Genomic DNA, 24,444 nt, shown 5'->3' with positions numbered 1-24,444 from the left:
TCGCCTCACGGCGCTCGCCTCGCCGAGCCGTCGGTCCGCGACCGTGCGGCCGCTACGTCGCCCGTGGGTGCGCGCGGCGGGAGCTGGTCGGGTGCCCCGTGTGCAACTCCGGAGATCCGCCGCGTGGTGCCGCCGCCGCCGCGGTGTTCCGGCCCGAGTGGGGCCGTTTCTCCGGAGTTGTGACCGCTCAGACGCCGTAGAGCTCGCCCACCGGCACGGTGACCGGAAGCACGTTGCCCGCGGGCGCGAGCGGACAGGCCCACATCGGGTCGTACGCGCACGACGGGTTGTACGCGAAGTTGAAGTCGATCACGAGCGTGTCCGGCGCGGAACCCGTGCCCAGGTCGGCCCCCTTGATCGTGTCGAGCAGGTAGCGTCCGCCGCCATAGGTTCCGCCCGGGCGTCCGGCCGACGCATCGCGCACCGGAACGAACAGGCCGCCGCCGTACGAGGTGAGACGCCACACATCGAGAGAGCCGGTGTCGGGGAGCTCCACCCGCCCGATGCGCTCGAAGCCGACCTCGCCATCGGTGCCCGTCGTCGCGACGAACGACGCCTCGTCGGCGTCGAGCAGCGGCACCTCGAACCGCCACGCGGCGTCGTAGGGGGCGAGGGGCAGGCCGACGAATCCGTCCCGCTGCTCCGGAAGCAGGGGAGTGGCGGGATGATCGGCGAACAGCGCATCGCGCTCGATGCGCCAGAGCTCGTGCGCGTCTTCGGGGTCGTCGGCTTCGCGCACCGCGTCGTACAGTGCGAAAACGCGGCGGCGCCAGTCGACGATGTCCAGGGCGGTGCGGCCTGCAGCGGTGGTCATGCCCTCGAGCGTAGGACGGTGCCGGATGCCGTGGCCCGGGCTGGACACGCGTGTCGCCGAGCGTCGGGGTACGGCGCGAAGGTGGCCCCGGGGCCACTTCTGTCGCCCCGGGGCTGTGGACGGCGCCCCGATCCGCGCCGGATGCGGTGTGGCCCAGGGGCCAAATGCGGTGCCCGGCTCGAGCGAGGGTGCCACGGGGCGTACAGGTGCTGTGCCTACGTGGCCCCGGGGCCACTTCTGTCGCCCCGGGGCCACGAAGCGTGCCCCGGAACGGCGGCGCCCCACGGGAGCGCTACCCCGCAAAAGCGCCGCCCCGCCCGCTCGCCCGCAACGGGGCAGACACGGCCCCGGCCCGCGCACTAGCGTCGGGTCATGGCATCCCCCCGCATCACGTTGACCGTTCCGGGACCCGAGGGCGAGCGCGAGGTCGGCATCTCGAACCCCGACCGCGTGCTGTGGCCCGAGGTTGGGATCACCAAGCGCGAGCTCGCCGAGTACCTGATCGCCGTCGCCGATCCCTTCATCGCGGCGAACGGGCACCGGCCGGTGTCGCTCGAGCGCTTCCCCGAGGGCGTCGGGGGCGAAGCCTTCTTCTCGAAGAACCCGCCGAAGGGCGCGCCCGACTTCGTCGAGGCCGTGACCGTGACGTACAACAGCGGGCGCCGGCATCCGCAGCTCTTCCTCGGCGAGATCGCATCGGCGGTGTGGGCAGCGCAGATGAACACGATCGTGTTCCATCCGTGGGCCTCGCTCGCGACCGACCCCGACCACCCGATCGAGTTGCGCATCGACCTCGACCCGCAGCCGGGCACGGGCATCGCCGAGGCGGTCACTGCCGCGCACGAGCTACGCGCGGTGCTACGCGAGGCGGGCCTCGAGCCGTGGATCAAGACGAGCGGCAACCGCGGCCTGCACGTGTTCTGCCCGATCGAGCCGACGCACGAGTTCCTCGACGTGCGGCACGCGGTCATCGCCGCGGCACGTGAGCTCGAGCGCCGGATGCCGGATGCCGTGACCACCAACTGGTGGAAGGAAGAGCGCGGCGAGCGGATCTTCGTCGACTTCAACCAGGCGAACCGGGATCGCACCATGGCGGGGGCGTATTCGCCGCGGGCGCTGCCGACCGCGACCGTGTCGACGCCGGTGGCCTGGGACGAGCTCGACGACCTCGACCCGCTCGCGTTCACCGTGCGCTCGATCCCCGAGCGACTGGCATCCGTCGGTAATCCGTGGAAGGGGTTCGCCGACAAGCCCGGACGCGTCGACACCCTGCTGGAGTGGTGGCAGCGCGACCTCGACAGCGGTCTGGGCGAGCTGCCGTTCCCGCCCGAGTTCCCGAAGATGCCCGGGGAGCCGCCGCGCGTGCAGCCTTCGCGGGCGAAGACGCCTGGCGCCTAGGGAGTCAGTGCGTCGCCCGCGGCGCTGCGGTAGTACAGCACCGCGCGGCCGTATCTCGCGCGGTTGAGGAGTCCGGCGCGTTCCATCACGCGCAGATGCTGGTTGATCGCGGAAGTCGACACCCCGAGCTGCAGGGCCAGGTCGGTAGACGATGCCGGTTCGCCGAGCGCCGCGAGCAACGTCGCGCGGGTGCGGCCGAGCAGGTCGGACACGGCATCGGGTGCGGGCTGTCCGCTCGTCGACCACATCGCTCCCTGGCCGCGCGCGGGGTACATGACGGTGGGTGGCAGGTCGTCGTCGATGGGGGTCGAGACGCGGACCGTGAAGATCGACGGGACGAGAGTGAGCCCGTCGCCGCGCACCGGGCGACGGCGGATCTCGGGGTTCCACAGCCGCACGTCGAGGTGGCGGCCGTCGTAGCGGGCGGCATCCGAGAGGCCGTTGAGCACGGTGCCCATCCCGGCCTGGGCGGCGATGCGGCCGCGGTAGGCGATGTCGGCGCGCAGCACCGTGCTCATGCGCGCCCAGTGCGGGGCGAAACACAGGTCCCACGCGGTGGCGAGGGCGCGTTGCAGGCGGGCGATGACGACGTCGTGCCGGCCACGGAACACCGCGGGCACCTCCCCGTGCACGCGCTCGAGGTCGGTCGTGAAGTGGGCGCGCGTGATGCGTCCGAGCGCGGTCAGTTCGTCGTCGAGCGAGGTCAGCGGAGAAGCCGGCCGAGGGTTCACGAAGTCGGCGGTCCACTTGCGGTCGTTGACGAGCGCGAGCAGCACCTCGAGATCGAGTAGCGGGCGCACCGACGCGATCCGCTCGAGCCACGGACGCTGCAGAGGGAAGCCCTCGGGCTGCGAGAAAGCGCGCAGACCGAGCCCGAGCTCCGACAACGGCGAGATGCCGAAGCGAATCGCCGAGATGTCGGCGGCATCCAATTCGTATCGGATCATGAAGCCCCACGCTACATCGATTGAACGACCCCGCCGCGCCTGGATCAATGGACACGTGACCAGCACGATCCCCACCGTCCCCCTGAAAACCCTCGTGCAGACGGACCGGACGCTCCGCCGTCTGCTCACGATCACCCTGGTGGACACCCTCGGCCGCGGCGCGTTCTTCACTCTCACCACGCTCTACCTCACGCTCATCGTGGGGCTCGAGCCGGTCACTGTCGGGATCGGCCTCACGATCGCCGGCGCGGTCGGTGTCGCGAGTTCGCTCGTGTTCGGGCACCTGTCCGACCGCTTCAGCGCGCGGACGATGCTCGTCGTGCTGCACGTCGTGCAGGGGGCCGCCCTCATCGGCTATCTGTTCGTGCGCGATCTGCCCACGCTCGTGGTCGTCGCCTCGCTGGTGCTGCTCGCCCAGCAGGGTGGCGGCAGCGTGCGCTCTTCCGTCGTCGGACGGGCGTTCCGCGGCGAGGATCGCGTGCGCATCCGCGCCACGATGCGAACCGTCACGAACGTCGGCATCGGCGTCGGCACGACGGTCGCCGCCATTCCCCTCGCGCTCGGCACGCCGTTCGCCTTCCACCTGACGATGACCCTCGCCGGCTCGCTCTTCCTCGCGTCCGCCGTGCTCGTGGCCGGCCTGGATCCGGCGCGCGTCGACGTGGCGGTCGCGGAGCCCTCGTCGGATGCCCCCGCTCCAGCGGGCCGAAGCCCCTACCGCGACCCGCGGTTCCTGTGGCTGACCGCTCTGATGGGGGTCTTCGGCATCCAGTTCGGGGTGTTCGAGATCGGCGTGCCGCTGTGGGTCGTCTCGCACACGATCGCCGCCGACGTGGTCGTGAGTCCGCTCCTGCTGGTCAACACGGTCGTCGTCGTGCTGCTGCAGGTGCGGATGAGCCGCGGCACCGGAACGTTCGCCGGCGCGGGGCGCGCGATGACGCGAGCCGGATGGCTCATGGTCGCGGCGTGCGCGCTGTGGGCGGGCGCCGGGTGGGTCGGGGGAGACGGGTGGGGTCCCGCGACGCTGGTGATCGTGGTGCTCTTGGCGGCCGCCGTCATGCACTCGCTCGCCGAGATCATGTCGAGCGCCGCGGGCTGGAGCCTGAGCTTCGACCTCGCCCCGCAGGAGCGCATGGGCAGCTACCAGGGCGTTTACGGCACCGGGTATGCGGTCGGGGCGATGATCGCGCCCGCGGTCGTGACGCTCACCGCGATCGACCTCGGCACGGGCGGGTGGGCGATCCTCGCCGCGATGTTCGCCGGGGCGTCGGCGGGAGTGGTCGTGATCGCTCGGCGGGCGGGGCGGGAGGCGGATGCCGCGGCGATCCGATGAGCCGACGTGGCTGACGCGGGGCGCTGCTCGGCGTCACCAGGCTGACGCGGGCGCCACTCGGCGTCACCCGGCTGACGCGGGCGCCGCGCGGCGTCACCAGAACAGGACAGTGCGTCGAAAACAGGACGATTGCGTCGGTTTCCGCTTGTTCTCGTGGCATCCCCTGTTCTCGTGACGTGCGGTGCGCGGCCGCGTCGGGCGGGGGGCGGGGGCTGCCCGCCGCCGGTGTCACCAGAACAGGCAACTGCGTCGAGAACAGGACGATTGCGCCGGTTTCAGCCTGTTCTCGTGGCATCTCCTGTTCTCGTGACGCGCGCGGCCGCGTCACACGGGAGAGCGGGGGCGGATGCCACGCCCCGGGCGCGCGGCCGCACCACTTCAGAGAGCGGCGGCAGATGCCACGCCCCCGGGCGCGCCGCCAGCTCGACGAGCCGGCCGGTCTCAGTCGAGCACGTCGCCCAGGTCGTACGAGTTGACGGTCTCGAGCTGCGAGAAGGTGCAGGAGCGGGCGTCGCGGTCGGGGCGCCAGCGGTCGAACTGGACGGTGTGGCGGAAGCGCATGCCCTCGAGCTGGTCGTAACGCACCTCGAGCACGAGCTCGGGACGCAGCCGCACGAACGACACGTCTTTCGACGCCGAGAAGCGCGAGCGGTCGGTCTCGCCAACCACGGCCCCGCCGTCGGCGTCGCGCTCCACCAGGGGAGCGAGCTCGTCGATCAGCTCCTTGCGGCGCTTGTCGGTCCACGCCGAGACGCCGCCGACGCCGTGCAGCCGGCCCTCGTCGTCGTAGAGGCCGACGAGTAGCGAGCCCACTCCCTCGCCCGACTTGTGGATGCGGTAGCCGAGGGCGACCACATCGGCGGTGCGGGCGTGCTTGATCTTGAACATCGTGCGCTTGTTCGGCGCGTAGGGCTGGGCGAGGGGCTTCGCGATCACACCGTCGAGGCCCGCGCCCTCGAACTCGGCCAGCCAGCGGCGCGCGAGGTCGGGGTCGTCGGTCGTGCGCGTGACGTGCACGGGGTGCGGCACGGCGCCGAGCAGGTCTTCGAGCTGGGCGCGCCGCTCCGCGAACGGCTCGGACTGCAGGTCGCGGTCGCCCCGGGCGAGCAGATCGAACGCAATGAACATGGCCGGGGTCTCTTCGGCGAGCATGTTCACACGCGAGGCCGCGGGGTGGATGCGCTGCGACAACGCCTCCCAGTCGAGACGCTGGCCGCCCTCGGCATCGCGAGCGACGACCACCTCGCCGTCGATGAGACACGGCTCGGGCAGCAGTTCGGCGAACGCCGCCACGAGCTCGGGGAAGTACCGCGTCAGCGGCTTGGCGCCGCGGCTGCCGATCTCGACGTCGGTGCCGTCCCACGAGATCAGGGCGCGGAAGCCGTCCCACTTGGGTTCGTAGCTGAAGCCGCCCTCGACCTTGGCGTGCTCCGGAACCTCGGGCACCGACTTCGCCAGCATCGGTGCGGGGATGTCGTACGGCATGGCCGTCAGCTCTCGTCGCCCGCCAGCGGCACGGGGTTCTTGCGCTTCTTGCGGCGCGCCCACTCGGCCGGCTTGTCGGGGCCGTTCCAGACGGTGATGATGCCCCAGACCACGGCGGTCAGCGGCACGGCCAGCAGGGTGCCGAGGATGCCACCGATCGCGGTACCGCCGGCCAGCACGACGAGCACGACGAACGAGTGCAGCTTCATCGAGCGCCCCATGAGCACCGGCTGGAGGAAGTTGCCCTCGAGCTGGTTCACGAGCACGACGATTCCGACGACGATCAGCGCCACGATCGGGCCGTTGGTGACGAGCGCGACCAGTGCGGCGAGGATGCCGGCGGTGACCGCACCCACGATCGGGATGAACGCGAGCAGGAAGACGAGCACAGCCAGCGGCAGGGCGAGCGGCACCTGCAGGATCGCGAGGCCGATGCCGATGCCGATCGCGTCGACGGCGGCGACGGATGCCGTGCCGCGCACGTACGAACCGAGGACCGTCACGGTCTTGTCACCGATGCGGCGCGCCCGCTCGTAGTCGCTGCCGTGGAACGGACGAAGGACGAACTCCCACATGCGCGGGCCGTCTTTGAGGAAGAAGAAGAGGATGACGACCATCAGCACGAAGCCCGTCACGAACGACGCGATCGCACTCACACCCGCGAGCGCACCGGTGCCGAAGGACGAGCTCGTGACGAAGCCCTGGATGCCCTGAATCGCCTGGTTGACCTGGTCTTGGGAGATCGCGAAGGGCAGCGTGTGGTACCAGTCCTGCGCCTGCTCGAAGCCCTGCACGGCCTGCGAGCTGAGGTAGTCCCACTGGTTGATGACGGCGTTGGCGACCAGCCATCCGAGCGCGGCGAGCACCACGACGACGGCCAGCAGCGTGAGCAGCGTCGCGATGACCGAGGGCACGCCCTTGCGGCGCATCCACATGGTGACGGGGCCGAAGGCGGACGCGAAGATGAGGGCCAGCACGAGGGGGATGACCACGAGCGTCACCTGCTGGATGCCCCAGATGAGCCCCGCGACGAGGATCACCACGACGATGATCTGCACGGCCCGCACCGCCAGACGGCCGAACCCGTCGGCCCACAGGCTCTTCGGCGGAGTCTGGACGGCCTGCGCGACGGAGTTGACGGCGTCGCGAGGCGCGGGATGACGAGAGAACAGGCCCATGCTCACAAGGTAGCGGGGGCCTCCGACATGGGTGCGGAGGTTGCGCCGTCCCCGGGTGCCGGATAGGACGACGGATGCCGAGGCCCGCACCGTTCCGCGGGACGCGGCGCAGCGCGGGCCGACGTCGACCGATCCGCGGGGTGCGGTGACCGGCGCCCTGGCCGAGGCGATCGGGGCGCCGGGGTTACGGCATCCGGGATCAGACGAACGCGCTCATGCCCGTGATGTCGCGGCCGAGCAGGAGCGCCTGGACGCTCTCGGTGCCCTCGTAGGTGTGGATCGCCTCGATGTCGGCCATGTGCTGCATGACGCCGTTCTCGAGCAAGATGCCGTTGCCGCCGAGCAGGTCGCGGGCGATCGCGGCGACCCGACGCGCGGCGCGGGTGTTGTGGTACTTCGCCAGCGATGCCTGGGTGGGGCGCAGGCCGCCCGAGGACTCGAGGTCGGCGAGACGGCGGCAGTAGAGCTGCATCGCGGTGAGTTCGTCGAGCATCTGGGCGAGGCGTTCCTGCACCATTTGGAACTTCGCGAGGGGCTTTCCGAACTGCATGCGCTCGGTGGCATACGTCCGCGCGATCTCGTAGCAGGCGGTCGCGTGGCCGAGCGCCGACCACGCGACGCCCGAGCGCGTGGCGAAGAGCACGACCGATGCGTCCTTGAACGTGCGGGTGCCGGGCAGCACGGCATCCGCGGACAGACGCACGTCGTCCATCGCGATATGAGCCTGGTGGATGCCGCGGAGCGACACCTTTCCGGTGATCACGGTGCCGACGTAGCCGGGGGTGTCCTGCTCGACGAGGAAGCACCGCACGTTGCCGTGGTCGTCGCCGCCCTCGTTCTCGACACGCGCCCACACGAAGGTGATGCCGCCGGAGGCGCCGTTGCCGATCCACTTCTTCGTGCCGCTGAGCGACCAGCCGTCGGCCGTGCGCGTCGCCGTCGTCTCGAGCGAGACGGAGTCGGAGCCATGGTCGGGCTCGGTCAGCGCGAAAGCGCCGAGCACGGTTCCGTCGGCGAGCGGCTTCAGCCAGCGCTGCTGCTGCTCCGGCGAGCCGTAGAACGCCAGCGTCCGCAGCGCGAGCCCGCCCTGCACGGCGAGGGCGGTGGCGAGGGAGCCGTCGTGGCGCGAGATCTCCATGTTGACCAGACCCGCCGCCAGGGGCGAGGTGTAGGGCAGCTCGTCGTGCTCGATGCCGTCGGTGAACAGCTCGAGCTCGCCCATGCGCTTCACCAGGTCGATCGGGTAGCTCGCGGCATCCCATTCACTCTGCATGCGCGTGCCGACCTCGTCGGCGAAGGCCTTCGCGGTGTCCCACACGGCGCGGTCGGCGTCGGGGATGTCGGCGAACACCGCGTAGTAGTCGGTGTCGCGGCGACCGAGCAGGTCGTAGTGGGCGACGCGCTCTCCGGGGAGCGTGCGGGCATCGGCGTCGATGGTCATGGGTCCCAGTATCGCGCATGTTGGTACTCAGTGCCGCGCATGCCCTGGCGCTCGGGGCGAACGCTCGGGTGGAGCATTCCGGGTCGCCGGGTCGCCGAGCGTGCCTCGAGAGCGCGAGACTGCATCCGGCTGACAACTCGGCGTCAGGCTGCAGCGCAGTTGTCAGCGAGATGCAGTCTCGCGACCCCAAAGGGCCGAGCGCCGAGCGCCGAGGGCCGAGTGCCGAGCGCCGGCTCCGCGCCTCAGTCGCCGAGCGTCGCGCGCAGGCGCCGCGTGACCTCTGCGGAGGGCATGCGGCGGGGGAACGCGGCGACGATGAGGTCGTCGCTGGCGGAATCGTCGCCGTCGGGGTGCACGCCGTAGCGGCGCAGCACGTCGTCGAGAGCGCGACGCAGAACGGATGCCGGCACCCGGGCGCCGCGCATGAGACGGCGCAGCACGTGGTTGTGCACGGCGGTCACGAGGGCCGAGAACCCGACGGCGTCGAGCGGGTCGAGGCCGGGGAGCGCCTCGCGCAGGTACTCGTCGAACAGGCGCTCGTAGCGGAAGACCGTGATGATCTCGCGGTCGCGCAGCCCCGGAACCTGCCGCACGATCGCGTATCTCCGCCGCGCGACCTCGGGGTCGGCCGCGAAGTGACGGAACACCCGCACCGAGGCCTCGCACACCGCGGCCCAGGGGTCATCGTGCGGCTGGGCGAGGTAGGCGCGGGTCTCGGCGATGAGCACCTCGTGGTCGGCGAATACAACGTCTTCTTTGCCGCCGAACTGCCGGAAGAACGTGGAACGCGACACTCCCGCGGCCTGCGCGATCTGCTCGACCGAGGTCTGGTCGTACCCGTGCTCGACGAAGAGGTCGATGGCCGCGGCCACCACGGCCGTTCGACTCGTGGGGGCGGCGTTGTCGGTCACGCGTCGAGCCTATCCGCGGGGTGGGTGCGCGGCCCGCGCCGCGGTGCGTGAGGGGTCGAGATGTGTCGCCGAGAACGCTCCGAGGCGACACCGATCGACCCCTCACGCGGGAATCCGCCGGGTGGGGAGGACGGGTAGACGATCGCGGCCGTCGAGGCAAGCGGATGCTGTGGCGCCGGCATCCGGAGTGGGATGGAACGATGACGTCCTCCCTGTGGCACACCGATTCCGCGTCCGTCGAGACGGCACCTCTGAAGGACGGTGGGCGGCACGATGTCGTCATCGTCGGGGCCGGGATCACGGGCCTGTCGACCGCCGTCATGCTCGCCGAGGCGGGAGTCGACGTTGCGGTGGTCGACGCGGGCGACGTGGGTCGGGGTTCGACCGGGGCGTCGGTGGGCATGGCATCCGTGCTGCAGGGGTCGACGCTCGCAACTCTGCGCGCGCATCACCCCGCCACCCTCGTGCGGGCCTACGTCGAGGCGAACCAGGCGGGGCAGCAGTGGCTCGCTGAGAAGGCGGGGGCGGATGCCGACCGGCGCGCCTCGTTCACCTTCGGTCGAGGCCTCGCGACAGACGTCGCCCTCGACGCGGTGCGCGACGCCGCGCGGGAGGCGGGCCTCGCGATCCGAGAGGACGCCCCGAGCGATTTCGGCGGACGCACTCCGGTGCGGGCCATCGCGCTCGACGATCAGCTCGCGCTCGACCCGGTGCGGCTCGCGCACACCCTCGCCCGCGCTGCCGTCGACGCCGGAGCGACCCTGCACACGGGCGTGCGCGTGAGCGATGTCAGCGTGCTGCCCGAGGGCCGCGTCGACACCGACCACGGCACCCTCTTCGGCGACACCGTGGTGCTGGCGACCGGCACGCCCATCACGCGGCGCGGGCTCTACGACCTCAAGACGCGAGCCCTGCGGTCATGGGCGATCGCGTTCGAGATGGATGCGGATGCCGAGACCCCGGGCGGCATGTGGAGCGAGGTCGGCGCCGAGGGACGCAGTGTCGTCGCCGCGCCTTCGTCGTTCGGACGTGCCGCTCTCATCGTGACCGGGGCACGGCATCCGGTGGGGTCCGCCTCGTCGGAAGTCGCGCTCGCCGAAGCCCTCGCCGCGTGGGCGCGGCGGACGCTGCCGGTCGGGGCGGAGCTCGCGCGCTGGTCGGGGCAGGACTACCAGTCGCACAACCTCGTTCCCTTCGTCGGCGGGATGCCGCGGGGCCTCGGTCGCCTGCGCTTCGCCACCGGATACGCGGGGTGGGGCCTGACGAACGCCCCGGCGGCGGCGATGCGGTTGAGCGACGAGATCCGCGAGGTGTCGTGGCGCGACCGCCCGCGCTGGATGCGCACGATGGGCACGCGCATGACCGTTCCCGCCGACCTCGGCCGGGGGATCGGCGAAGCCGGGAGACGTGCGTCGGTCGTGGCGGAAGCATTCGCCGACGCCACCCCCGCGCCGGTCAAGCGACCGGCCGAGGGCGCGGGAGTCGTGTCGCGCCAGGGCCTGCGAACGGCCGCGGTCTCGACGGTCGACGGGCAGACGCGCGCGATCGTCGCCCCCGCCCCGCTGACCTGGAACGACGCGGAACGCTCGTGGGACAGCCCCGTCGACGGCTCGCGCTACGCCCCCGACGGCACGCGGATTGAGGGTGCGGCATCCACCGATCTGGGTGTGCGGGGGCGCTGACGCTGCGACGGAGTGGGCCGCCCTCGGCGCCGAGACTGCATCTCGCTGACAACTGCGTTGCAGGGTGACGCGGAGTTGTCAGCGAGTTGCAGTCTCGCGAGAATCGCGCCCGATGCGACGCCCCGCGTTCGGCGAGACGACCCCGGTCACGCGACCAGCGCCCGGTGAGACGACCCGCGTCAGCTCTTCGCACCGGTGAGCGCGAGCGCGCCGCCGAGGCCGATCATCATGACGCCGCCGGTGCCCGAGAGGGTCGAGATGCGCTTCGGCGAACGGGCGAACCAGTTGCGTGCCGTGCCCGCGGCGAGGGCCCAGGTGCTTTCGCACGCGAGCGCGAGCACCTGGAAGGTCAGTCCGAGCAGCAACAACTGCAGCCAGACGGCACCCGCGTGGGGATCGACGAACTGCGGCAGCACGGCGACGAAGAAGGCGATGGTCTTGGGGTTCGTCAGGCCGACGATGAAGCCCTGGCGCAGCAGTGTCCACGATGAGGTGGGGCCGCCGGTCGCGCCCGTGACGTGGGCATGGCGGTGGCGAATGGCCTGGATCCCGAGCCACACCAGGTAGACCGCGCCGACGATCTTCAACACGGTGAACGCGACGATCGATGAGGCGACGATCGCCCCGACCCCGAACGCCACGGCGAGCACCGCGGGAACAGTTCCGAGGGCATTGCCGACGACGCTCAGCACGCCCGCGCGACGGCCGAGCGCGATCGAGCGTCCGATCACGAAGAGCACGCTCGGGCCGGGGATGACGATGATGACGACCGACGCGGCGACGAAGGCCACGAGGTTCTCGATCGGAGGCACGCGTGAACTGTACTGCCGTCGCGTTTCGGGGCGGTATCGCAAGGTGGGGCGTTCCGTACTCCGGAAATACCGGATGCCAAGGTGTCGAAGAGGCGGTCCAGGCCGGGTCTCCGCCCGTCTTTCCGGAGTTGTGCACAGCGACAGCCTGGAGGGAGGTCGGGACGGGGAGGACGCCGCAGCGCCCACCCCTCACGACTCACAGACCGACGGCGGCGAGACCGAAGTTGGCCTGATCGGCGGTGAACTGCTCGCCGTACTCGCTCGTCAGCTGATCGAAGAGCCCGTCGTGCGAGAAGCCCTTGAAGTCGAGGTACGACTGAGCGGCTTCCGCGGCCTCCTGGTTCCAGTCGACCGCTCCGGTCGACTCCAGATAGGCGATTGCGAACTCGGCGTCCTCGGCAGCGAAACCCTCGCCGTACTCGCTGGTGAGCTGCTCCGTCAGGCCGGCACGAGAGAAGCCCTTGAAGGACAGGTAGGACTCGGCGGACCGCAGGGCGCTGGACTGCGCGGTCGACATCGCGGGCTTCTCGGGCTGGGCGGGCGCGGGTGCAGGCGCGGGTGCCGCGGGTGCGGACTCCGCAGGGGCCGGAGCGGCCTCGGTGACCGTCTTCTCGACGTTGACGACGATCGTGTCGCCTGCTTTGACCGTCGATCCCGAGGCGGGCGTGCTGCTCAGGACCGTCCAGTTGTCGCGATCGAGAACGACGCCCTTCGTGGCGGAGAAATCGACCTCGAGGCCCGCGTTCTCGAGCAGCGCTGCTGCTTCTTTCGCGGTGAGACCCGTGGTCTCGGGCACGGCGACTTCTTCTTCAGCAGCCTCTTCGGCGACGGGTGCGGCGGCGGCAGCGGGCGCCTTGTCGGCGGCCGCGGTGGTGGCTCCCTTGCCACCCGAGATCGCGCCGCCGATCCCGCCGATCACGATGATCCCGGCCACGATGCCGACGGGGATGATGATGGCTTTCCGCTTGTACCAGGGTGCTTTGGCGGGCGTTCCGTCGGCTGCGACGGGAACGGTCGTCGGCGCCGGGCGGGACTGATTCGTCCACGCCTGGCCGTCGTAGTAGCGCTCGGTGCCCGGCGCGTTCACGTCGGCGTACCAGCCGGCGGGGTAAGCCGGAGTGTTGTCGGTCATGTGGTTCCTTCGGATCTCTCGGTGGTGAAGGCGAGCGCCTTCGCGCTCGGCCCTGCCACCCGTCGAAGGGTGCTGAATCGAGCGCACGCGTCGAAGGCGGGAAGAAGAGCGACTGCTGCCCCCGCAGCTCCCGCCGACGCGCCCCCCGCGCGCGCCTCCCGCGATTATGGCGACGCAGCGCGCCGCCCGGCATGGCTTGAGCCGGAATGCGAAAGACGTTCTCGCTTCGCGCCAACGGTGCGTCGCCCCGGGCACTGACTACGGCGTGCCGAACTCCGGAAATCCCGGATGCCGAGCGGGTCGAGGACGCGATTCAGGCCGGGTCTGCGCCCGTTTTTCCGGAGTTATGCACGCGCCGATGCCGCCGGCGACGCGCGTCCTCACGCCGGAACGGCCTCGCGGGCCAGCAGCTCGGTGATCCGCCCGACGCAGCCGCCGCAGCCGGTGCCGGCGCGGGTCGCGGACTTCACGCACGCGACCGTCGGCTCGCCCGCGGTGACGGCCTCGCGAATCGCCCCCGCGCTCACCCCGTTGCACCAGCACACGGTCGCATCCGCGGCGAAGGGGTCGCCGACGGCGGGCATTCCGGCATCCGCGGCGTCGAGGCGCAGCAGCGACGAGCGGTCGGCGGGCAGCTCCGACCCGCGCTCGAAGAGCAGCGTGAGCTCGGCACCCGTTCGGGGCATCCCGACCGCGACGAAGCCGGTCAGCACGCCCTCGACGGTCACGAGCTTCACGTACGCGCCGCGCGCGGGGTCGGTCCAGAGCGTGACCTGGGGGCCGTGGCATCCGGGAGCGTGCGAGAACGGATCGGCGTCGACCGCGCCGCCGGCGACCACGTCGATGCCCTCGGCCTTGAGCATCACGACGCCGGGGCGTTCGACGGCGGCGGGTCCCTCGACCCCCGACGACAGCAGGGCCGCGAGCCGGTCGGCCTGCCGCCAGCCGGGGCCGACGAGTCCGCTCGGGCCTCCCGGCACGCGACCGTCGGGCTCGTTATCGGCGGGGTCGGCGACGTGCGCGCAGTCGCCGATCGCGAAGACGTTCGGGTCGGTCCACGAGCGCGACGAGGCGTCGACGAGCACGCCGGCCGAGGTGGCGAGTCCGGACAGCGATGCGAGCTCCGTCCGCGCTCCGACGCCGCACGACAGCACCAGCAGGTCGCCCGCGAGCACCTTGCCGTCGGCGCAGACGAGTCCGTCGAACCAGGCCTGACCGTGGTCGTCGTAGCGCTGCACGATGCTCTCGGCGCGCGCGTGGTGCATCATCTCGACGCCCACGGCGCTCGCCGCGGCGGCGAGCACGCGTCCGCCGTTCTCATCGAGCGTCCGATTCATGGGGGCGGCCGAGTGATACGTCACGACCACCTCGGCGCCCGCTTCGGCGGCGGCGAGGGCGAGCTCCATGCCGAGCACTCCCGCGCCGAGCACGACGATGCGCTGACCCGCCGAGACCGCCGCGCGCACGTGCTCGGCGTCGGCGAGGTCGCGCAGGGCCACGACACCGCGGGGGAGCGGGGCGGTTCCTTGATCCAGGGCGGAGGGGTCGGCTGGGCGCGCGGAGCGGTGCCGCTGTGCCCGCTCGAGTCCGGCGAGCGTCGGGACGTTCGCCCGCGCGCCGGTGGCGAGCACGAGTCGGTCGTAGGGAATCCGGATGCCGTCGTGCAGGCGCACCACGCGCAGGTTCCGGTCGACGTCGACCACCGTCGTCCCGAGCGCGAACCGCACACCCGCGTCTTCGGCGACGCGGCGGTCGCTCATGTCGAGACCGTCGCGATCGGTGCGGCCGACGGCGTATTCGGCGAGCAGCACGCGGTTGTAGACGTCGTGCGGTTCGGCGCCGACGACGGTGAGGTCGATCCGCCCCTCGCGCACCGCGGGCAGGAGCCCCTCGACCAGCCGCGCCCCGACGGGGCCGTAGCCCACCAGCACCACACGCTCAGACATGGGTCTCCTCCTGGGTGCTTCGGGTCCCTGCGACGCCGACGAGCGCGGGCGCGACCCCCGGGTGCTCCGCCACGACGACGGGCGAGGCCGCAACGTGATGGACCGCCGGGGTCGTGGCATCCGGAATCGCCTCGACCCGAACCCGCGTGCGCTTGAACTCTGGCATGGCCGAGGTCGGGTCGACGATGGCCTCGGTCAGGCGGTTGGCGCACTCGTCGCCCGCGTAGTGGAACGGCAGGAACACGGTGTCGTGGCGGATATCCGTGGTCACGCTCGCCCGCGCACGCACGGTGCCGCGCGTGTTCGAGACGGCGACGAGGGCTCCGTCGCGGATGCCGAGCCGAGACGCCGTCGCCGGATGAATCTCGAGCCGCGCCTCGGGGCGGGCGCTGTGGAGCTCGGCCACGCGGCGGGTCTGGGTTCCCGACTGGTACTGCTGCAGGTATCGGCCGGTGGTGAGGGTGAGGTCGGCGCCGCGGTCGGTCGGGGTCGGGGGAGTGGCCTCGACGGGGACGAGCCGGGCGCGGCCGTCGGCGTGGGCGAAGCGATGGGTGAAGGGACGCGGCGTGCTCCCGGAGCGGTACGGCCAGTAGGCCTCGATGCCGGTGTCGAGCAGCGCGTGCGAGAGGCCGGAGTAGTCGGCGATGCCGCCCTCCGACGCGCGGGCGAGCTCGTCGAAGACCTCGGACGGATCGATCGACCACGTGGATGCCGCGCCCAGACGCCGCGCGATCTCGGCCATGATCCACAGCTCGCTGCGGGCTCCCTCGGGTCCGGGTAGCGCGCGGCGACGGCGGATCACGCGGCCCTCGAGTGAGGTCATCGTGCCCTCCTCTTCAGCCCACTGCAGCACCGGCAGCACGATGTCGGCGAGCTCCGCGGTCTCGGAGAGGAAGAAGTCGCAGACGATCAGGGTGTCGAGGGCGTTCAGCCGCGCGCGCACGGCGTCGACGTCGGGTGCCGAGACGACGACGTTCGAGCCCGCGACCAGCAGCGTCTTGACCGGCCCGCCGAGTTCGCCGAGCAGGGCGGTGGCCGGGATGCCGGCATCCGGGATCTCATCGGGATCGACGCCCCAGACCTCGGCGACGTGCCGGCGGGCGTCGGGATCGCGGATGGAGCGGTATCCGGGGAGCTGGTCGGCCTTCTGGCCGTGCTCGCGTCCGCCCTGGCCGTTGCCCTGGCCCGTCAGCGTGCCGTAGCCCGAGCCCTCGCCCCCGACGAGACCGAGTACGAGGGCGAGGTTGATCGCGGCGGTCGCGGTGGCGGTGCCGTCGACGTGCTGTTCGACGCCGCGTCCGGTGAGGATGAACGCGCCGCCCGCAGCGAGGCGTCGGGCGGTTTCGCGGAGCTGCACCACGGGGACGCCGGTCGTCGAGGACGTCCGCTCGGGCCACCATGCGGCGACCGACCGCCGCACCGCGTCGAACCCCGTCGTGCGCTCCTCTATATACGCGCGGTCGAGGAGGCCCTCGGCGATGACGATGTGCGTGAGGCCGAGCAGGAGCGGAAGGTCGGTTCCGGGAGCCGCCTGCAGGTGCGTGCCGGCGCCGTCTTCGGTGAGGCGCGCGGTGGCCGAGCGGCGCGGGTCGACGACGATGAGCCCGCCCGCGGCTCGTGCCCCGGCGAGGTGGGCGAGGAAGGGCGGCATGGTCGCGGCGACGTTCGAGCCGAGCAGCAGGATCGTCGCGGCGTCGTCGAGGTCGGTGACCGGGAACGGCAGGCCGCGGTCCATGCCGAAGGCGCGATTGGATGCCGCTGCCGCGGACGACATGCAGAACCGGCCGTTGTAGTCGATGCGCGACGTGCCGAGGGCGACGCGGGCGAACTTGCCGAGCTGATAGGCCTTCTCGTTGGTGAGTCCGCCGCCGCCGAAGATCGCATTCGCGTCGGGGTCGTGGGTGGCCTTCGTCTCGCGGAAGGCCAAGGCCACGGCATCCAGTGCCTCATCCCAGGTGGTCTCGGCGAGGGTGCCGTCGGGTTGGCGGAGCAACGGCATCCGGAGTCTCTGGGGAGACGCGAGGAGCTCCGCCGACGTCCAGCCCTTCGCGCAGAGTCCTCCCCGGTTGGTGGGGAAGTCGCGGCCGGTGACCGTGGTTTCACCCTGGTGGGTGACGGTCATCGCGCACTGCAGCGCGCAGTAGGGGCAGTGGGTGTCGGCGGAGCTCATGGCGTCAGATCCGAGTGCCGGACTTGGTCGACATGCGCAGGTACACGCCCGCGGTGAGGGCGAGGAAGATCACGTACGCGGCGACGAAGCTGCCGAGGGCGGGGACGTACGAGCCGAACGTGGTCTTCGAGAATCCGAGCACCTGCGGGATGAAGAAGCCGCCGTAGGCGCCGATCGCCGAGATGAGGCCGAGGGCCGCAGCCGCCTTGCGCTGCGCGCCGATCCCGCCGTTGGAGCGGAGGGCGAAGATCGTCGGGATCATGCGATAGGTCGAGCCGTTGCCGATGCCCGCCGCCGCGAACAGCACGAGGAAGCAGAGCAGGAAGATCGCGAAGTTTTGCGTCGGCAGGGTGAGGATCACGCTCAGGATGCCGAGGCCCATCACCGTGAATGCGCCGATCGTGATGACCGTGCCGCCGAAGCGGTCGGCGAGCTTGCCGCCGTAGGGCCGGGCGAGCGAGCCGACGAGGGCGCCGAGGAAGGCGAGGGTGACGGTCGCCGTGCCGATCGCGATGCCCTTGAAGTCGGGGAACGTGTCGGCGAGCAGCTTCGGGAAGACGCCCGCGAAGCCGATGAACGAGCCGAAGGTTCCGATGTAGAGGACCGCGAGGATCCACAGGTGCGGCTCTTTGAGAGCGGCGAGGGATGCCGCGATGTCGGCCTTGGCTGCGGAGAGGTTGTCCATCCGGAGGGAGGCGCCGACCATTGCGACGAGGATCAGCGGCACCCAGATGAGACCTGCGAGGGGCAGGTTGAGGGTCGCGGCAGCGCCGACGGTGATGACGATGGGGACGACGAACTGGGCGACCGAGGCGCCGAGGTTGCCGCCGGCGGCGTTGAGCCCGAGCGCCCAGCCCTTCTGGGCGGCCGGGTAGAAGAAGGTGATGTTCGACATCGAGCTGGCGAAGTTGCCGCCGCCGAAGCCGGCGAGGGCTGCGATCAGCAGGAGGACGCCGAAGGGGGTCGCGGGGTTGCTGACCGCGATCGCGAGCCCGATGCTCGGGATGAGCAGGAGGCCGGCCGAGACGATCGTCCAGTTGCGACCGCCGAAGCGCGGAACCATGAACGTGTAGGGGATGCGCAGCGTCGCGCCGACGAGGCTCGGCATCGAGATGAGCCAGAAGATCTCACCGGTCGAAAGCTGGAAGCCCGCCGCCGGCAGCGAGACGACGACGACCGACCACAGCTGCCAGACGACGAACCCGAGGAACTCGGCGAAGATCGACCACCGCAGGTTGCGGGCGGCGATGGCCTTACCTTCGGTGTTCCACTGCGTGGTGTCTTCGGGGTTCCAGTTGTCGATCCAGCGGCCGGGGCGGTGCTGGAGGGCTGCGGCGGCTGGCGCTTGAGCGGTTTCGGGGCGCGGGTCGGTGACGGTCACGGAGTCCTCCGGTGGGCGATGCGGGGAGGTGCAGCGCCCCGCATGGGCGGGACGTGCCGCCAGCGTAGGGAGGAGGCATTACCCGGGACGGCGCGGTCGGGGGCGGGGAGGTAACGACTGGCTCACCCCGCCGGGCGGGGTGGGAGAGGGGGAGTTTACGTGGGCGTTACACGGGACGATGGGGCCGGTAGGACGCGGCGAAATCGGCGCGGGCGGCTGACATATGAGTCAAGCTTGGTCACCTCTATGGGCCGTGCCACGCCCTCACTGTTGACGCCCTCCGGCTCGCCCCTGCGCGGTATCATGATGCAACCAGAGGAGGATGCCGCCATGGTTATGACGGTTCGTTTGTCAGACGAGGCTGAAGCGCGCCTCGAGCACCTTGCCGCCGTGATGCAGATGAGCAAAAACGGCGTCATCGAGCAGGCAGTCCTGCACATGGACGAACGCGCCGTGCGGCGCCGCCGGTTCCGCGACGCCATCGCCGAGGTGGACAAGCGAGACGCCGAGCTGCTCGACCGACTCTCCCAGTGACCGAATACCTCGACCCCGAGGACGTCGACGAGCTCATCGCGGACAAAGGCTTCCACTACCGAGACCGGGGCGGCCTACTCTCTGCTCTCGCTGCCCCCATGCCGGTGTTCGGCGAAGAGGTCCACGAAGGCATCCACCGCAAAGCCGCCGTCCTCTTCACCGCGATCAACCACAACCATCCACTCCTGGACGGCAACAAACGGCTGAGCTGGTACCTCACCGCAGTGTTCTACGACTTCAATGGGTACACCCCGACCGCCAACCCCGACGAGGGCGACCGCTTCGTTCGGACGGTTGCTGGCGAGAATCCGCCCTCACTCAGCGAAGTCCAGCAGTGGTTCGAGGAACACACCGTCCGCACGGGCCGACACCCAGAGAACTGAGTGGGGACGGTGCCGGCCGGCCGACCAGCCATTTCCCGCACGATCTCGCCGACAGTCCACCCGATTCAGCGCTGTACGGCAGCCTCGAACCCGTCTGCACGGTGGCTCAGAGATGCCGGGTCCGATGCCCACACGGCATCCGTGCCGCTCTGTTTATTCCTGGCGCGTTACTGCGCCCACAGCTCGTGCGCGGGCACCCAGAGAGACGAACCCGCGGGGCAGCGCTGGAGGAGTGTGCGGTCGAAGTGGGCGGCCGAGCTGACGCTGGGGCGCACGGCACAGTGGGTCATCGATCGTCGGATTCCGCTCGAGGTGTGCGTGTCGTCGAACGCCCTGGCCGTCCTCGACGGAATCGAGAACCACCCGATCGACCTGCTGCGAGAGCTCGGCTTCACACTCACGATCAACCCCGACAACCGCCTGATCTCCATGGTGTGCATCAGCGCGGAGTTCCGTCGCATCCAGGAGTGGTTCGGCTGGGGCGTCCCGGAGTTCCAGGCCGTAGGACTCGCAGGGGTCGAGGCCGCGTTCCTCTCGGGTCCCGAGAAGACCGCGCTCGCTGCCGACGTGCGCGCTGCGATCGCCGCCTTCACACCCGCCGCTCCTCATCCCGCGCCATGATCGAGTCGGCGACGGAGTGGAGTCGATCCTCCGCCCGGGTGACACCTTCTACGAGCCGGCGAACGAGACCATTTCGCGTTTCGACGCGACGAATGAGGGAGTCACTTTCCTCGCACGGTTCCCGATGCCGGCGGGGATCGCTGCCAAACTGGTCATGGGGACTGCATCGAGCAACGCGGCCCGATAGTCCTCGCGCCGTCTGACGGGTGGGACGCGCAGCGCGGTGTTACGCCCCGCTACGCCCCAGATCGCCCGCCCCCACGGCATCCCGTAGCTTCATCACATCAACCACTTCGAAGGCAGGTGAAGCCATGTCCCGCACGATCTCGTCGACAGTCCACCCGATCCAGCGCTGCATGGCAGCCTCGAACCCGTCTGCGTGGTGGGACGGCCTCGTCCTCGACGCCGACGGCTCGACCGCGACGGTCGCGCTGCTGAACGGCACGACCGTGCAGCTGCGGATCGTCGGCCCAGCCGTCGACATCGCGGTAGGGGAGCCGGTGGCGTACCACCCGGTCGCCGAACTGCTCAGCGCGTCCGCGATCCTCACGACCGCGCGCACCGCATAGCCGCGCGGCCGCCGACGAAACGTCAGCGGCCGCGCGAAGAAGAGAACTCAGGCGGTCATCGAGGCCATCATGGCCTCGCACTTCATGACCATGTCGTCGCAGGCCATGGCGCAGTAGCGGCACATCTCGTCCATGTCGCCGTGCGCGCGGCACTCGGCGGCGCACGCCTTGCCCATGGTCATGCAGGCGGTCATCATGGCGCTCATCACGTCCATGTTCATGCCGGCCGGACGCATCATCATGTGCATCGTCGCCTGCGCCATCTCGACCATGTTCGAGCACATGGCGCAGCACGTGGCCATCTCGGCGCCGTGCATCATGTCGCTGCCGGCGCACATGGCCGCGGCCATCGCGCACGCGTTGAGGGACTGCATGCATTCCTGCATGGCATCCATGTCCATGGTCATCTCGCCCATGTCCATCGACTTCATCATCGCCATCGTGTCCATCTGGATCTCCCGTGTTCTCGTCGGTTCGGAGGGACCGGATGCCGCGGAGGGACTCCGGCGTACCGGCGATGCTACGCGCGAGAGGCGCGGGTGCGACAGAGCTCTCAGCGGGTTGCTCAGCGACCCTCGTGGTTGCTATCGAACCCGGATGCCGACCGACCTCAGCTCCAGCCCGGCGAGGCGCTGCATGACCTCGGGCTCGCTGCGGCGCCAGGCTCCCACGGCATCCGGAGCGATCTTCGAGATGACTGCCGCCTTCTGATGAGTGAGTGCTCGCAGAGCGAGAAGGTCGGTGTTGAGCCCGGACCGCATCAGCGCGCGGGTGCGCGTGGCGCGTGAGATGAAGCGCAGGCGCGGGATGAGCCACACCAGCAGGACGATGAGGATCGGGAGGGCGGCGACGCCCACCCCGAGTGCGATGGCCGCCTGCAGAACGAGGTCTTGCTGGGTCTGACCGGCAGCCGCGAGGGTATCGCCGGCCGAGCTCGCCGTGCTGAACGGAGCGCTGATCCCCTCGCCGATGAACGGGACCCCACCCAGTCGGGTGCCGACGTCGGTCATCGACGTGCGGAAGTCGGTGCCCGCGTTCTGCATCTGCACACCGAACTGCGCGAGCTGGTTCACCGTCGAGAACACCACGATGCCGGTGGCGATGCTGATCGCGATGAGCGCGAGCGCGACCACGTCGGCGGTCATCTGACGGGCGCGCTGCGCGGCGAAGTCGGAATACAGTTTCACGTCGTCACTCTCCCACGCGGTCCGTCGGCACCGGACGCAACCAAGGGGCGGTCGTGTCGCCGGCGGGGGAGCGATCGCAACCCTCGCCTGCGCCGACGCCGGCCGACGTACGGTGGCCCCCGTGCCCCACCTCGACACCGCCGACCACATCGTCGGGGATCTCGCCTTCCGCTCGTTCTCGACCCGCCGGCCGGGGCGACCGGTCTACGTGCTCATTCACGGCATCGGCATGTCGCACCGCTACCTGAAGCCCCTGCACGAGGAGTTGTCGACGGATGCCGAGGTGCACTCGATCGACCTTCCCGGTTTCGGTGGTCTGCCGAAGCCGGGCCGTGGGTCCGGCATCCGGGTCGTCGCCGACGCCCTCGGCGTCGTGCTCGACGAGATGGGCGTTCGCGACGCGGTGCTCGTCGGACACTCGATGGGGAGCCAGTGGGTCGTTGAACTGGCGATCAGACGCCCCGACCTTGCGCGCGGGGTGGTGGTGTTCGGGCCGGTGACCGACAGTCGACGTCGCGGGTTGCTCTGGCAAGCGGCGTTGCTGGCGCGAGACTCGGCACTCGAGCCGCCCCGGCCGAACATGATCGTGTTCACCGACTACGTGCGGTGCGGACCGATCTGGTACGCGCGGCAGGCGCGGCACATGCTGCGGTATCCGATCGAGGATCGCGTCGGAATGCTCGACGTTCCGCTGCTCGTGCTGCGCGGAGGCGCCGATCCGATCGCTCAGCAGTCGTGGGCGGATCGGCTCGGTGCGCGAGCCGCCACGGCGGAGGTCTCGGCAATCGCGGGCCATCACCACCTCGCGCAGTTCACTGCGTCGCACGAGTCGGCCGAGCGCATCCGCGCGTTCGCAGGAGCGCTGCCTCAGCTCTCGTGAACGACGGCCGTCAGCTCGGGCATGAGGTCGCGCGCGAGGAAACCGATGCCAATCCGTTCCTGCAGCCGGTCGCCCGCGCGGGCGTGGGTCCACCCGCCCCAGACGGCCGCCTGCTCGGCATCCATCCCCAAAGCGGCGAAGCCGGCGATCGTGCCCGACAACACGTCGCCGCTGCCCGCGGTGCCCAGGCCCGACCCGCCGGGTTCGGCCTGCCAGCAGCGACCGTCGGGGGTGGCGACCGTGCCAAAGCAGTGCACGACGGCGCGGTAGCGGCGGGCGATCTCGAGGGTATCGGCGGCGCGGTCGTCGCCGAGGTCGCGCTCGAGCAGCAGCTCGGCCTCCTCTTCGTTGGCGTTGATGATCAGCTCGTCGGGGAGGAGATCGCGGTCGAACGAGGGCAGGATGCCGAGTGCGAACGCGTCGAGCACGAGCCGGCTCACATCGGGACCCGACACCGCATGGAGGGCCGCGCGGGTGGCATCCGGATCATCGAAACCGGGGCCGAGGAGCACGGCATCCGCCGACTCGAGAGCGGAACGGAGGTCGTCGTCGACCGGATCGGAGCCGATGGGCAGCTCGTAGATGCCGGCCTCGGGCATCGCCGGACCGAGCTGCGCAACGATCGCGGAGGGAGCAACGATGCCGACGCGTCCGGCTCCGACGCGCAGAGCCGCCTCGGCCGACAGCAGGGGACCGCCGGGGGAGCGGCGCGATCCGCCGACCACGACGACCTGGCCGCGCGACTTCTTCGAGCCGCCGGCATCGGGCACGCCCCACTCGCGCAGAAGCTGGAGGGTGACGGGTTCAGGCATCGTCTTCGCCTCCGTGCACGGTGACGTCGGCGCCCTCGGTCTGCAAATGATCAACTGCCGAGAAGGTCACGAGCTTCCAGCCCTCGTCGTCGCGGACGAGCTCGGTCACCGACGCGTTGCGCACCGTGTGGGTCGCGGCGAAGGCCATGAGCTTCGGCTCGTCGAGGGGCAGCAGCACGTGCAGGATCAGCATGATGACGGCGTCGTGCGCGACGACAAGAGCCGATGGTCCGGGGCGGTCGAGCGCCTCGCCGAGGAACGAGCGGAGTCGGAGCGCGACGTCGGCCCACGACTCTCCGCCCGGTGGCCGGTGGTAGTACTTGCCGAGGTGCCGTCGCCGCGCCGCCTCTTCGGGGTGGAGCTCTTCGACGCCCTTCCAGGTGAGCAGGTCCAGGATGCCGAGCTCCCGGTCTCGCAGCCTCTCGTCGACGAGCGCCGCTCGGTCGTCGCCGACCGCGAGGGCGAGGGTCTGCCGTGCGCGGAGGTACGGCGACACCCAGTACTCGTCGATCGGGGCGTCGAGCGACGCCACCCAGGTGCGGAGGGCCTCGGCCTGCTCTCGGCCGGTGGGGGAGAGCTCGACGTCGGCATCGCGCTCGTCGAGCGCGATCACCGGGGATCCCTCGCGTTCCGCCCTCGAAGCGGCGACGTTGCCTTCGCTTTCACCATGCCGGACGAGCCAGAGTCGAGTCACTGCCATGGCGGCACGGTAGGTCGGCTGATCGCGTGAGCGCACGGGCGTTGACAGGGCGGTTATGCGTCGGCGCAGGCCGAAGCGGTGACGTCGTGAAGCCAGGGCTCCGCGGCATCCGGGATCTGTCGAAACGC

General features: G+C 70.6%; 23 protein-coding genes. 8 read left to right on the top strand and 15 right to left on the bottom strand.

The features are described from left to right. Nucleotides 1–187 precede the first annotated feature (187 nt). Nucleotides 188–814 (bottom strand): DUF1684 domain-containing protein, encoded by a 627-nt coding sequence (locus FS769_RS03350; protein WP_144829350.1) that lies wholly within the window; start codon nucleotides 812–814, stop codon nucleotides 188–190. Between the two features lie 372 nt (nucleotides 815–1,186). On the opposite strand from FS769_RS03350, the gene ligD reads away from it, so the two are divergent. Continuing rightward, nucleotides 1,187–2,212, top strand: coding sequence for a non-homologous end-joining DNA ligase (ligD, locus tag FS769_RS03345; protein ID WP_144829348.1), 1,026 nt, complete (start codon nucleotides 1,187–1,189; stop codon nucleotides 2,210–2,212). On the opposite strand, the gene FS769_RS03340 is transcribed toward ligD, so the two are convergent. Then, the gene (locus tag FS769_RS03340; RefSeq protein ID WP_144829345.1) at nucleotides 2,209–3,159 is read right to left on the bottom strand and encodes a DUF5937 family protein; all 951 of its coding nucleotides are present in this window, start codon (nucleotides 3,157–3,159) and stop codon (nucleotides 2,209–2,211) included. The two genes, ligD and FS769_RS03340, sit on opposite strands and share 4 nt — an antisense overlap. Nucleotides 3,160–3,214: 55 nt before the next feature. Here FS769_RS03340 and FS769_RS03335 point away from each other — a divergent pair, with 55 nt between their 5' ends. Then, nucleotides 3,215–4,492 (top strand): MFS transporter, encoded by a 1,278-nt coding sequence (locus tag FS769_RS03335; protein WP_186325404.1) that lies wholly within the window; start codon nucleotides 3,215–3,217, stop codon nucleotides 4,490–4,492. A gap of 441 nt (nucleotides 4,493–4,933) precedes the next feature. Here FS769_RS03335 and FS769_RS03330 read toward each other — a convergent pair whose 3' ends face one another. The 4 genes from FS769_RS03330 to FS769_RS03315 all read right to left on the bottom strand — a co-directional run bounded on the left by FS769_RS03330 (nucleotide 4,934) and on the right by FS769_RS03315 (nucleotide 9,507). After that, nucleotides 4,934–5,977 (bottom strand): ATP-dependent DNA ligase, encoded by a 1,044-nt coding sequence (locus tag FS769_RS03330; protein WP_144829339.1) that lies wholly within the window; start codon nucleotides 5,975–5,977, stop codon nucleotides 4,934–4,936. 5 nt (nucleotides 5,978–5,982) lie between these two features. Continuing rightward, complete coding sequence (locus FS769_RS03325; RefSeq protein WP_144829336.1) at nucleotides 5,983–7,155, bottom strand: AI-2E family transporter; 1,173 nt, start codon at nucleotides 7,153–7,155, stop codon at nucleotides 5,983–5,985. Nucleotides 7,156–7,354: 199 nt separating this feature from the next. Further along, nucleotides 7,355–8,596 (bottom strand): acyl-CoA dehydrogenase family protein, encoded by a 1,242-nt coding sequence (locus FS769_RS03320; protein ID WP_144829333.1) that lies wholly within the window; start codon nucleotides 8,594–8,596, stop codon nucleotides 7,355–7,357. A gap of 242 nt (nucleotides 8,597–8,838) precedes the next feature. Next, the gene (locus FS769_RS03315; protein ID WP_144829331.1) at nucleotides 8,839–9,507 is read right to left on the bottom strand and encodes a TetR/AcrR family transcriptional regulator; all 669 of its coding nucleotides are present in this window, start codon (nucleotides 9,505–9,507) and stop codon (nucleotides 8,839–8,841) included. A 200-nt stretch (nucleotides 9,508–9,707) separates the two neighbouring features. On the opposite strand from FS769_RS03315, the gene FS769_RS03310 reads away from it, so the two are divergent. Further along, the gene (locus FS769_RS03310) at nucleotides 9,708–11,189 is read left to right on the top strand and encodes an FAD-dependent oxidoreductase (RefSeq protein WP_144829328.1); all 1,482 of its coding nucleotides are present in this window, start codon (nucleotides 9,708–9,710) and stop codon (nucleotides 11,187–11,189) included. A 179-nt stretch (nucleotides 11,190–11,368) separates the two neighbouring features. Here FS769_RS03310 and FS769_RS03305 read toward each other — a convergent pair whose 3' ends face one another. The 5 genes from FS769_RS03305 to FS769_RS03285 form a co-directional block, all read right to left on the bottom strand. Beyond that, nucleotides 11,369–12,001: a LysE family translocator gene (locus FS769_RS03305; protein ID WP_144829325.1), complete on the bottom strand. Its 633-nt coding sequence runs from the start codon at nucleotides 11,999–12,001 to the stop codon at nucleotides 11,369–11,371. Nucleotides 12,002–12,197: 196 nt separating this feature from the next. Continuing rightward, on the bottom strand, nucleotides 12,198–13,133 hold the full coding sequence (locus FS769_RS03300) for an Ltp family lipoprotein (protein ID WP_144829323.1): 936 nt from the start codon (nucleotides 13,131–13,133) through the stop codon (nucleotides 12,198–12,200). A gap of 380 nt (nucleotides 13,134–13,513) precedes the next feature. After that, a complete protein-coding gene (locus tag FS769_RS03295; protein WP_144829320.1) occupies nucleotides 13,514–15,079 on the bottom strand; it encodes an FAD-dependent oxidoreductase in 1,566 nt (521 codons plus the stop codon). After that, nucleotides 15,072–17,249 (bottom strand): molybdopterin oxidoreductase family protein, encoded by a 2,178-nt coding sequence (locus FS769_RS03290; RefSeq protein ID WP_144829317.1) that lies wholly within the window; start codon nucleotides 17,247–17,249, stop codon nucleotides 15,072–15,074. Before FS769_RS03290 ends, FS769_RS03295 begins: the two co-directional genes overlap by 8 nt. Nucleotides 17,250–17,253: 4 nt before the next feature. Beyond that, complete coding sequence (locus FS769_RS03285) at nucleotides 17,254–18,630, bottom strand: MFS transporter (protein WP_144829314.1); 1,377 nt, start codon at nucleotides 18,628–18,630, stop codon at nucleotides 17,254–17,256. Nucleotides 18,631–18,864: 234 nt separating this feature from the next. Here FS769_RS03285 and FS769_RS03280 point away from each other — a divergent pair, with 234 nt between their 5' ends. The 4 genes from FS769_RS03280 to FS769_RS03265 all read left to right on the top strand — a co-directional run bounded on the left by FS769_RS03280 (nucleotide 18,865) and on the right by FS769_RS03265 (nucleotide 20,737). Next, nucleotides 18,865–19,164: a ribbon-helix-helix protein, CopG family gene (locus FS769_RS03280; protein ID WP_144829311.1), complete on the top strand. Its 300-nt coding sequence runs from the start codon at nucleotides 18,865–18,867 to the stop codon at nucleotides 19,162–19,164. Further along, on the top strand, nucleotides 19,161–19,547 hold the full coding sequence (locus FS769_RS03275) for a type II toxin-antitoxin system death-on-curing family toxin (protein WP_144829308.1): 387 nt from the start codon (nucleotides 19,161–19,163) through the stop codon (nucleotides 19,545–19,547). Before FS769_RS03280 ends, FS769_RS03275 begins: the two co-directional genes overlap by 4 nt. Before the next feature lie 234 nt (nucleotides 19,548–19,781). Then, entirely contained in the window at nucleotides 19,782–20,168 is a 387-nt protein-coding gene (locus FS769_RS16740) for a hypothetical protein (RefSeq protein WP_186325403.1), read from the top strand. 311 nt (nucleotides 20,169–20,479) lie between these two features. Further along, complete coding sequence (locus tag FS769_RS03265) at nucleotides 20,480–20,737, top strand: nuclease (RefSeq protein ID WP_144829303.1); 258 nt, start codon at nucleotides 20,480–20,482, stop codon at nucleotides 20,735–20,737. 47 nt (nucleotides 20,738–20,784) lie between these two features. On the opposite strand, the gene FS769_RS03260 is transcribed toward FS769_RS03265, so the two are convergent. Together FS769_RS03260 and FS769_RS03255 are read right to left on the bottom strand one after the other, a co-directional pair. Further along, on the bottom strand, nucleotides 20,785–21,186 hold the full coding sequence (locus tag FS769_RS03260; protein WP_260979682.1) for an aldehyde dehydrogenase: 402 nt from the start codon (nucleotides 21,184–21,186) through the stop codon (nucleotides 20,785–20,787). A 135-nt stretch (nucleotides 21,187–21,321) separates the two neighbouring features. Then, the gene (locus FS769_RS03255; protein ID WP_144829300.1) at nucleotides 21,322–21,924 is read right to left on the bottom strand and encodes a hypothetical protein; all 603 of its coding nucleotides are present in this window, start codon (nucleotides 21,922–21,924) and stop codon (nucleotides 21,322–21,324) included. A gap of 121 nt (nucleotides 21,925–22,045) precedes the next feature. Between FS769_RS03255 and FS769_RS03250 the strand changes: the two genes are divergently transcribed. Continuing rightward, entirely contained in the window at nucleotides 22,046–22,804 is a 759-nt protein-coding gene (locus FS769_RS03250) for an alpha/beta fold hydrolase (RefSeq protein ID WP_260979681.1), read from the top strand. Here FS769_RS03250 and FS769_RS03245 read toward each other — a convergent pair. Next, a complete protein-coding gene (locus FS769_RS03245; RefSeq protein ID WP_144829298.1) occupies nucleotides 22,792–23,616 on the bottom strand; it encodes an ADP/ATP-dependent (S)-NAD(P)H-hydrate dehydratase in 825 nt (274 codons plus the stop codon). The genes FS769_RS03250 and FS769_RS03245 overlap by 13 nt on opposite strands. Further along, nucleotides 23,609–24,316, bottom strand: coding sequence for a histidine phosphatase family protein (locus FS769_RS03240; RefSeq protein ID WP_144829295.1), 708 nt, complete (start codon nucleotides 24,314–24,316; stop codon nucleotides 23,609–23,611). Before FS769_RS03240 ends, FS769_RS03245 begins: the two co-directional genes overlap by 8 nt. Nucleotides 24,317–24,444 lie beyond the last annotated feature (128 nt).

Origin of the sequence: Microbacterium sp. BH-3-3-3 (genome assembly GCF_007679045.1) — a bacterium.
In the GTDB taxonomy this organism is placed as follows: domain Bacteria; phylum Actinomycetota; class Actinomycetes; order Actinomycetales; family Microbacteriaceae; genus Microbacterium; species Microbacterium algihabitans.
Note: the sequence above shows the minus strand (reverse complement) of the source record. Positions and strands in the feature narration are given on the sequence as shown.

Bases quoted from the DNA above. Each gene is read 5' to 3' on its own strand.
- FS769_RS03350 (WP_144829350.1), bottom strand. From the start codon at position 814: ATGACCACCGCTGCAGGCCGCACCGCCCTGGACATCGTCGACTGGCGC.
- ligD (WP_144829348.1), top strand. From the start codon at position 1,187: ATGGCATCCCCCCGCATCACGTTGACCGTTCCGGGACCCGAGGGCGAG.
- FS769_RS03340 (WP_144829345.1), bottom strand. From the start codon at position 3,159: ATGATCCGATACGAATTGGATGCCGCCGACATCTCGGCGATTCGCTTC.
- FS769_RS03330 (WP_144829339.1), bottom strand. From the start codon at position 5,977: ATGCCGTACGACATCCCCGCACCGATGCTGGCGAAGTCGGTGCCCGAG.
- FS769_RS03325 (WP_144829336.1), bottom strand. From the start codon at position 7,155: ATGGGCCTGTTCTCTCGTCATCCCGCGCCTCGCGACGCCGTCAACTCC.
- FS769_RS03320 (WP_144829333.1), bottom strand. From the start codon at position 8,596: ATGACCATCGACGCCGATGCCCGCACGCTCCCCGGAGAGCGCGTCGCC.
- FS769_RS03310 (WP_144829328.1), top strand. From the start codon at position 9,708: ATGACGTCCTCCCTGTGGCACACCGATTCCGCGTCCGTCGAGACGGCA.
- FS769_RS03300 (WP_144829323.1), bottom strand. From the start codon at position 13,133: ATGACCGACAACACTCCGGCTTACCCCGCCGGCTGGTACGCCGACGTG.
- FS769_RS03295 (WP_144829320.1), bottom strand. From the start codon at position 15,079: ATGTCTGAGCGTGTGGTGCTGGTGGGCTACGGCCCCGTCGGGGCGCGG.
- FS769_RS03290 (WP_144829317.1), bottom strand. From the start codon at position 17,249: ATGAGCTCCGCCGACACCCACTGCCCCTACTGCGCGCTGCAGTGCGCG.
- FS769_RS03265 (WP_144829303.1), top strand. From the start codon at position 20,480: ATGTCCCGCACGATCTCGTCGACAGTCCACCCGATCCAGCGCTGCATG.
- FS769_RS03260 (WP_260979682.1), bottom strand. From the start codon at position 21,186: ATGGACACGATGGCGATGATGAAGTCGATGGACATGGGCGAGATGACC.
- FS769_RS03245 (WP_144829298.1), bottom strand. From the start codon at position 23,616: ATGCCTGAACCCGTCACCCTCCAGCTTCTGCGCGAGTGGGGCGTGCCC.
- FS769_RS03240 (WP_144829295.1), bottom strand. From the start codon at position 24,316: ATGGCAGTGACTCGACTCTGGCTCGTCCGGCATGGTGAAAGCGAAGGC.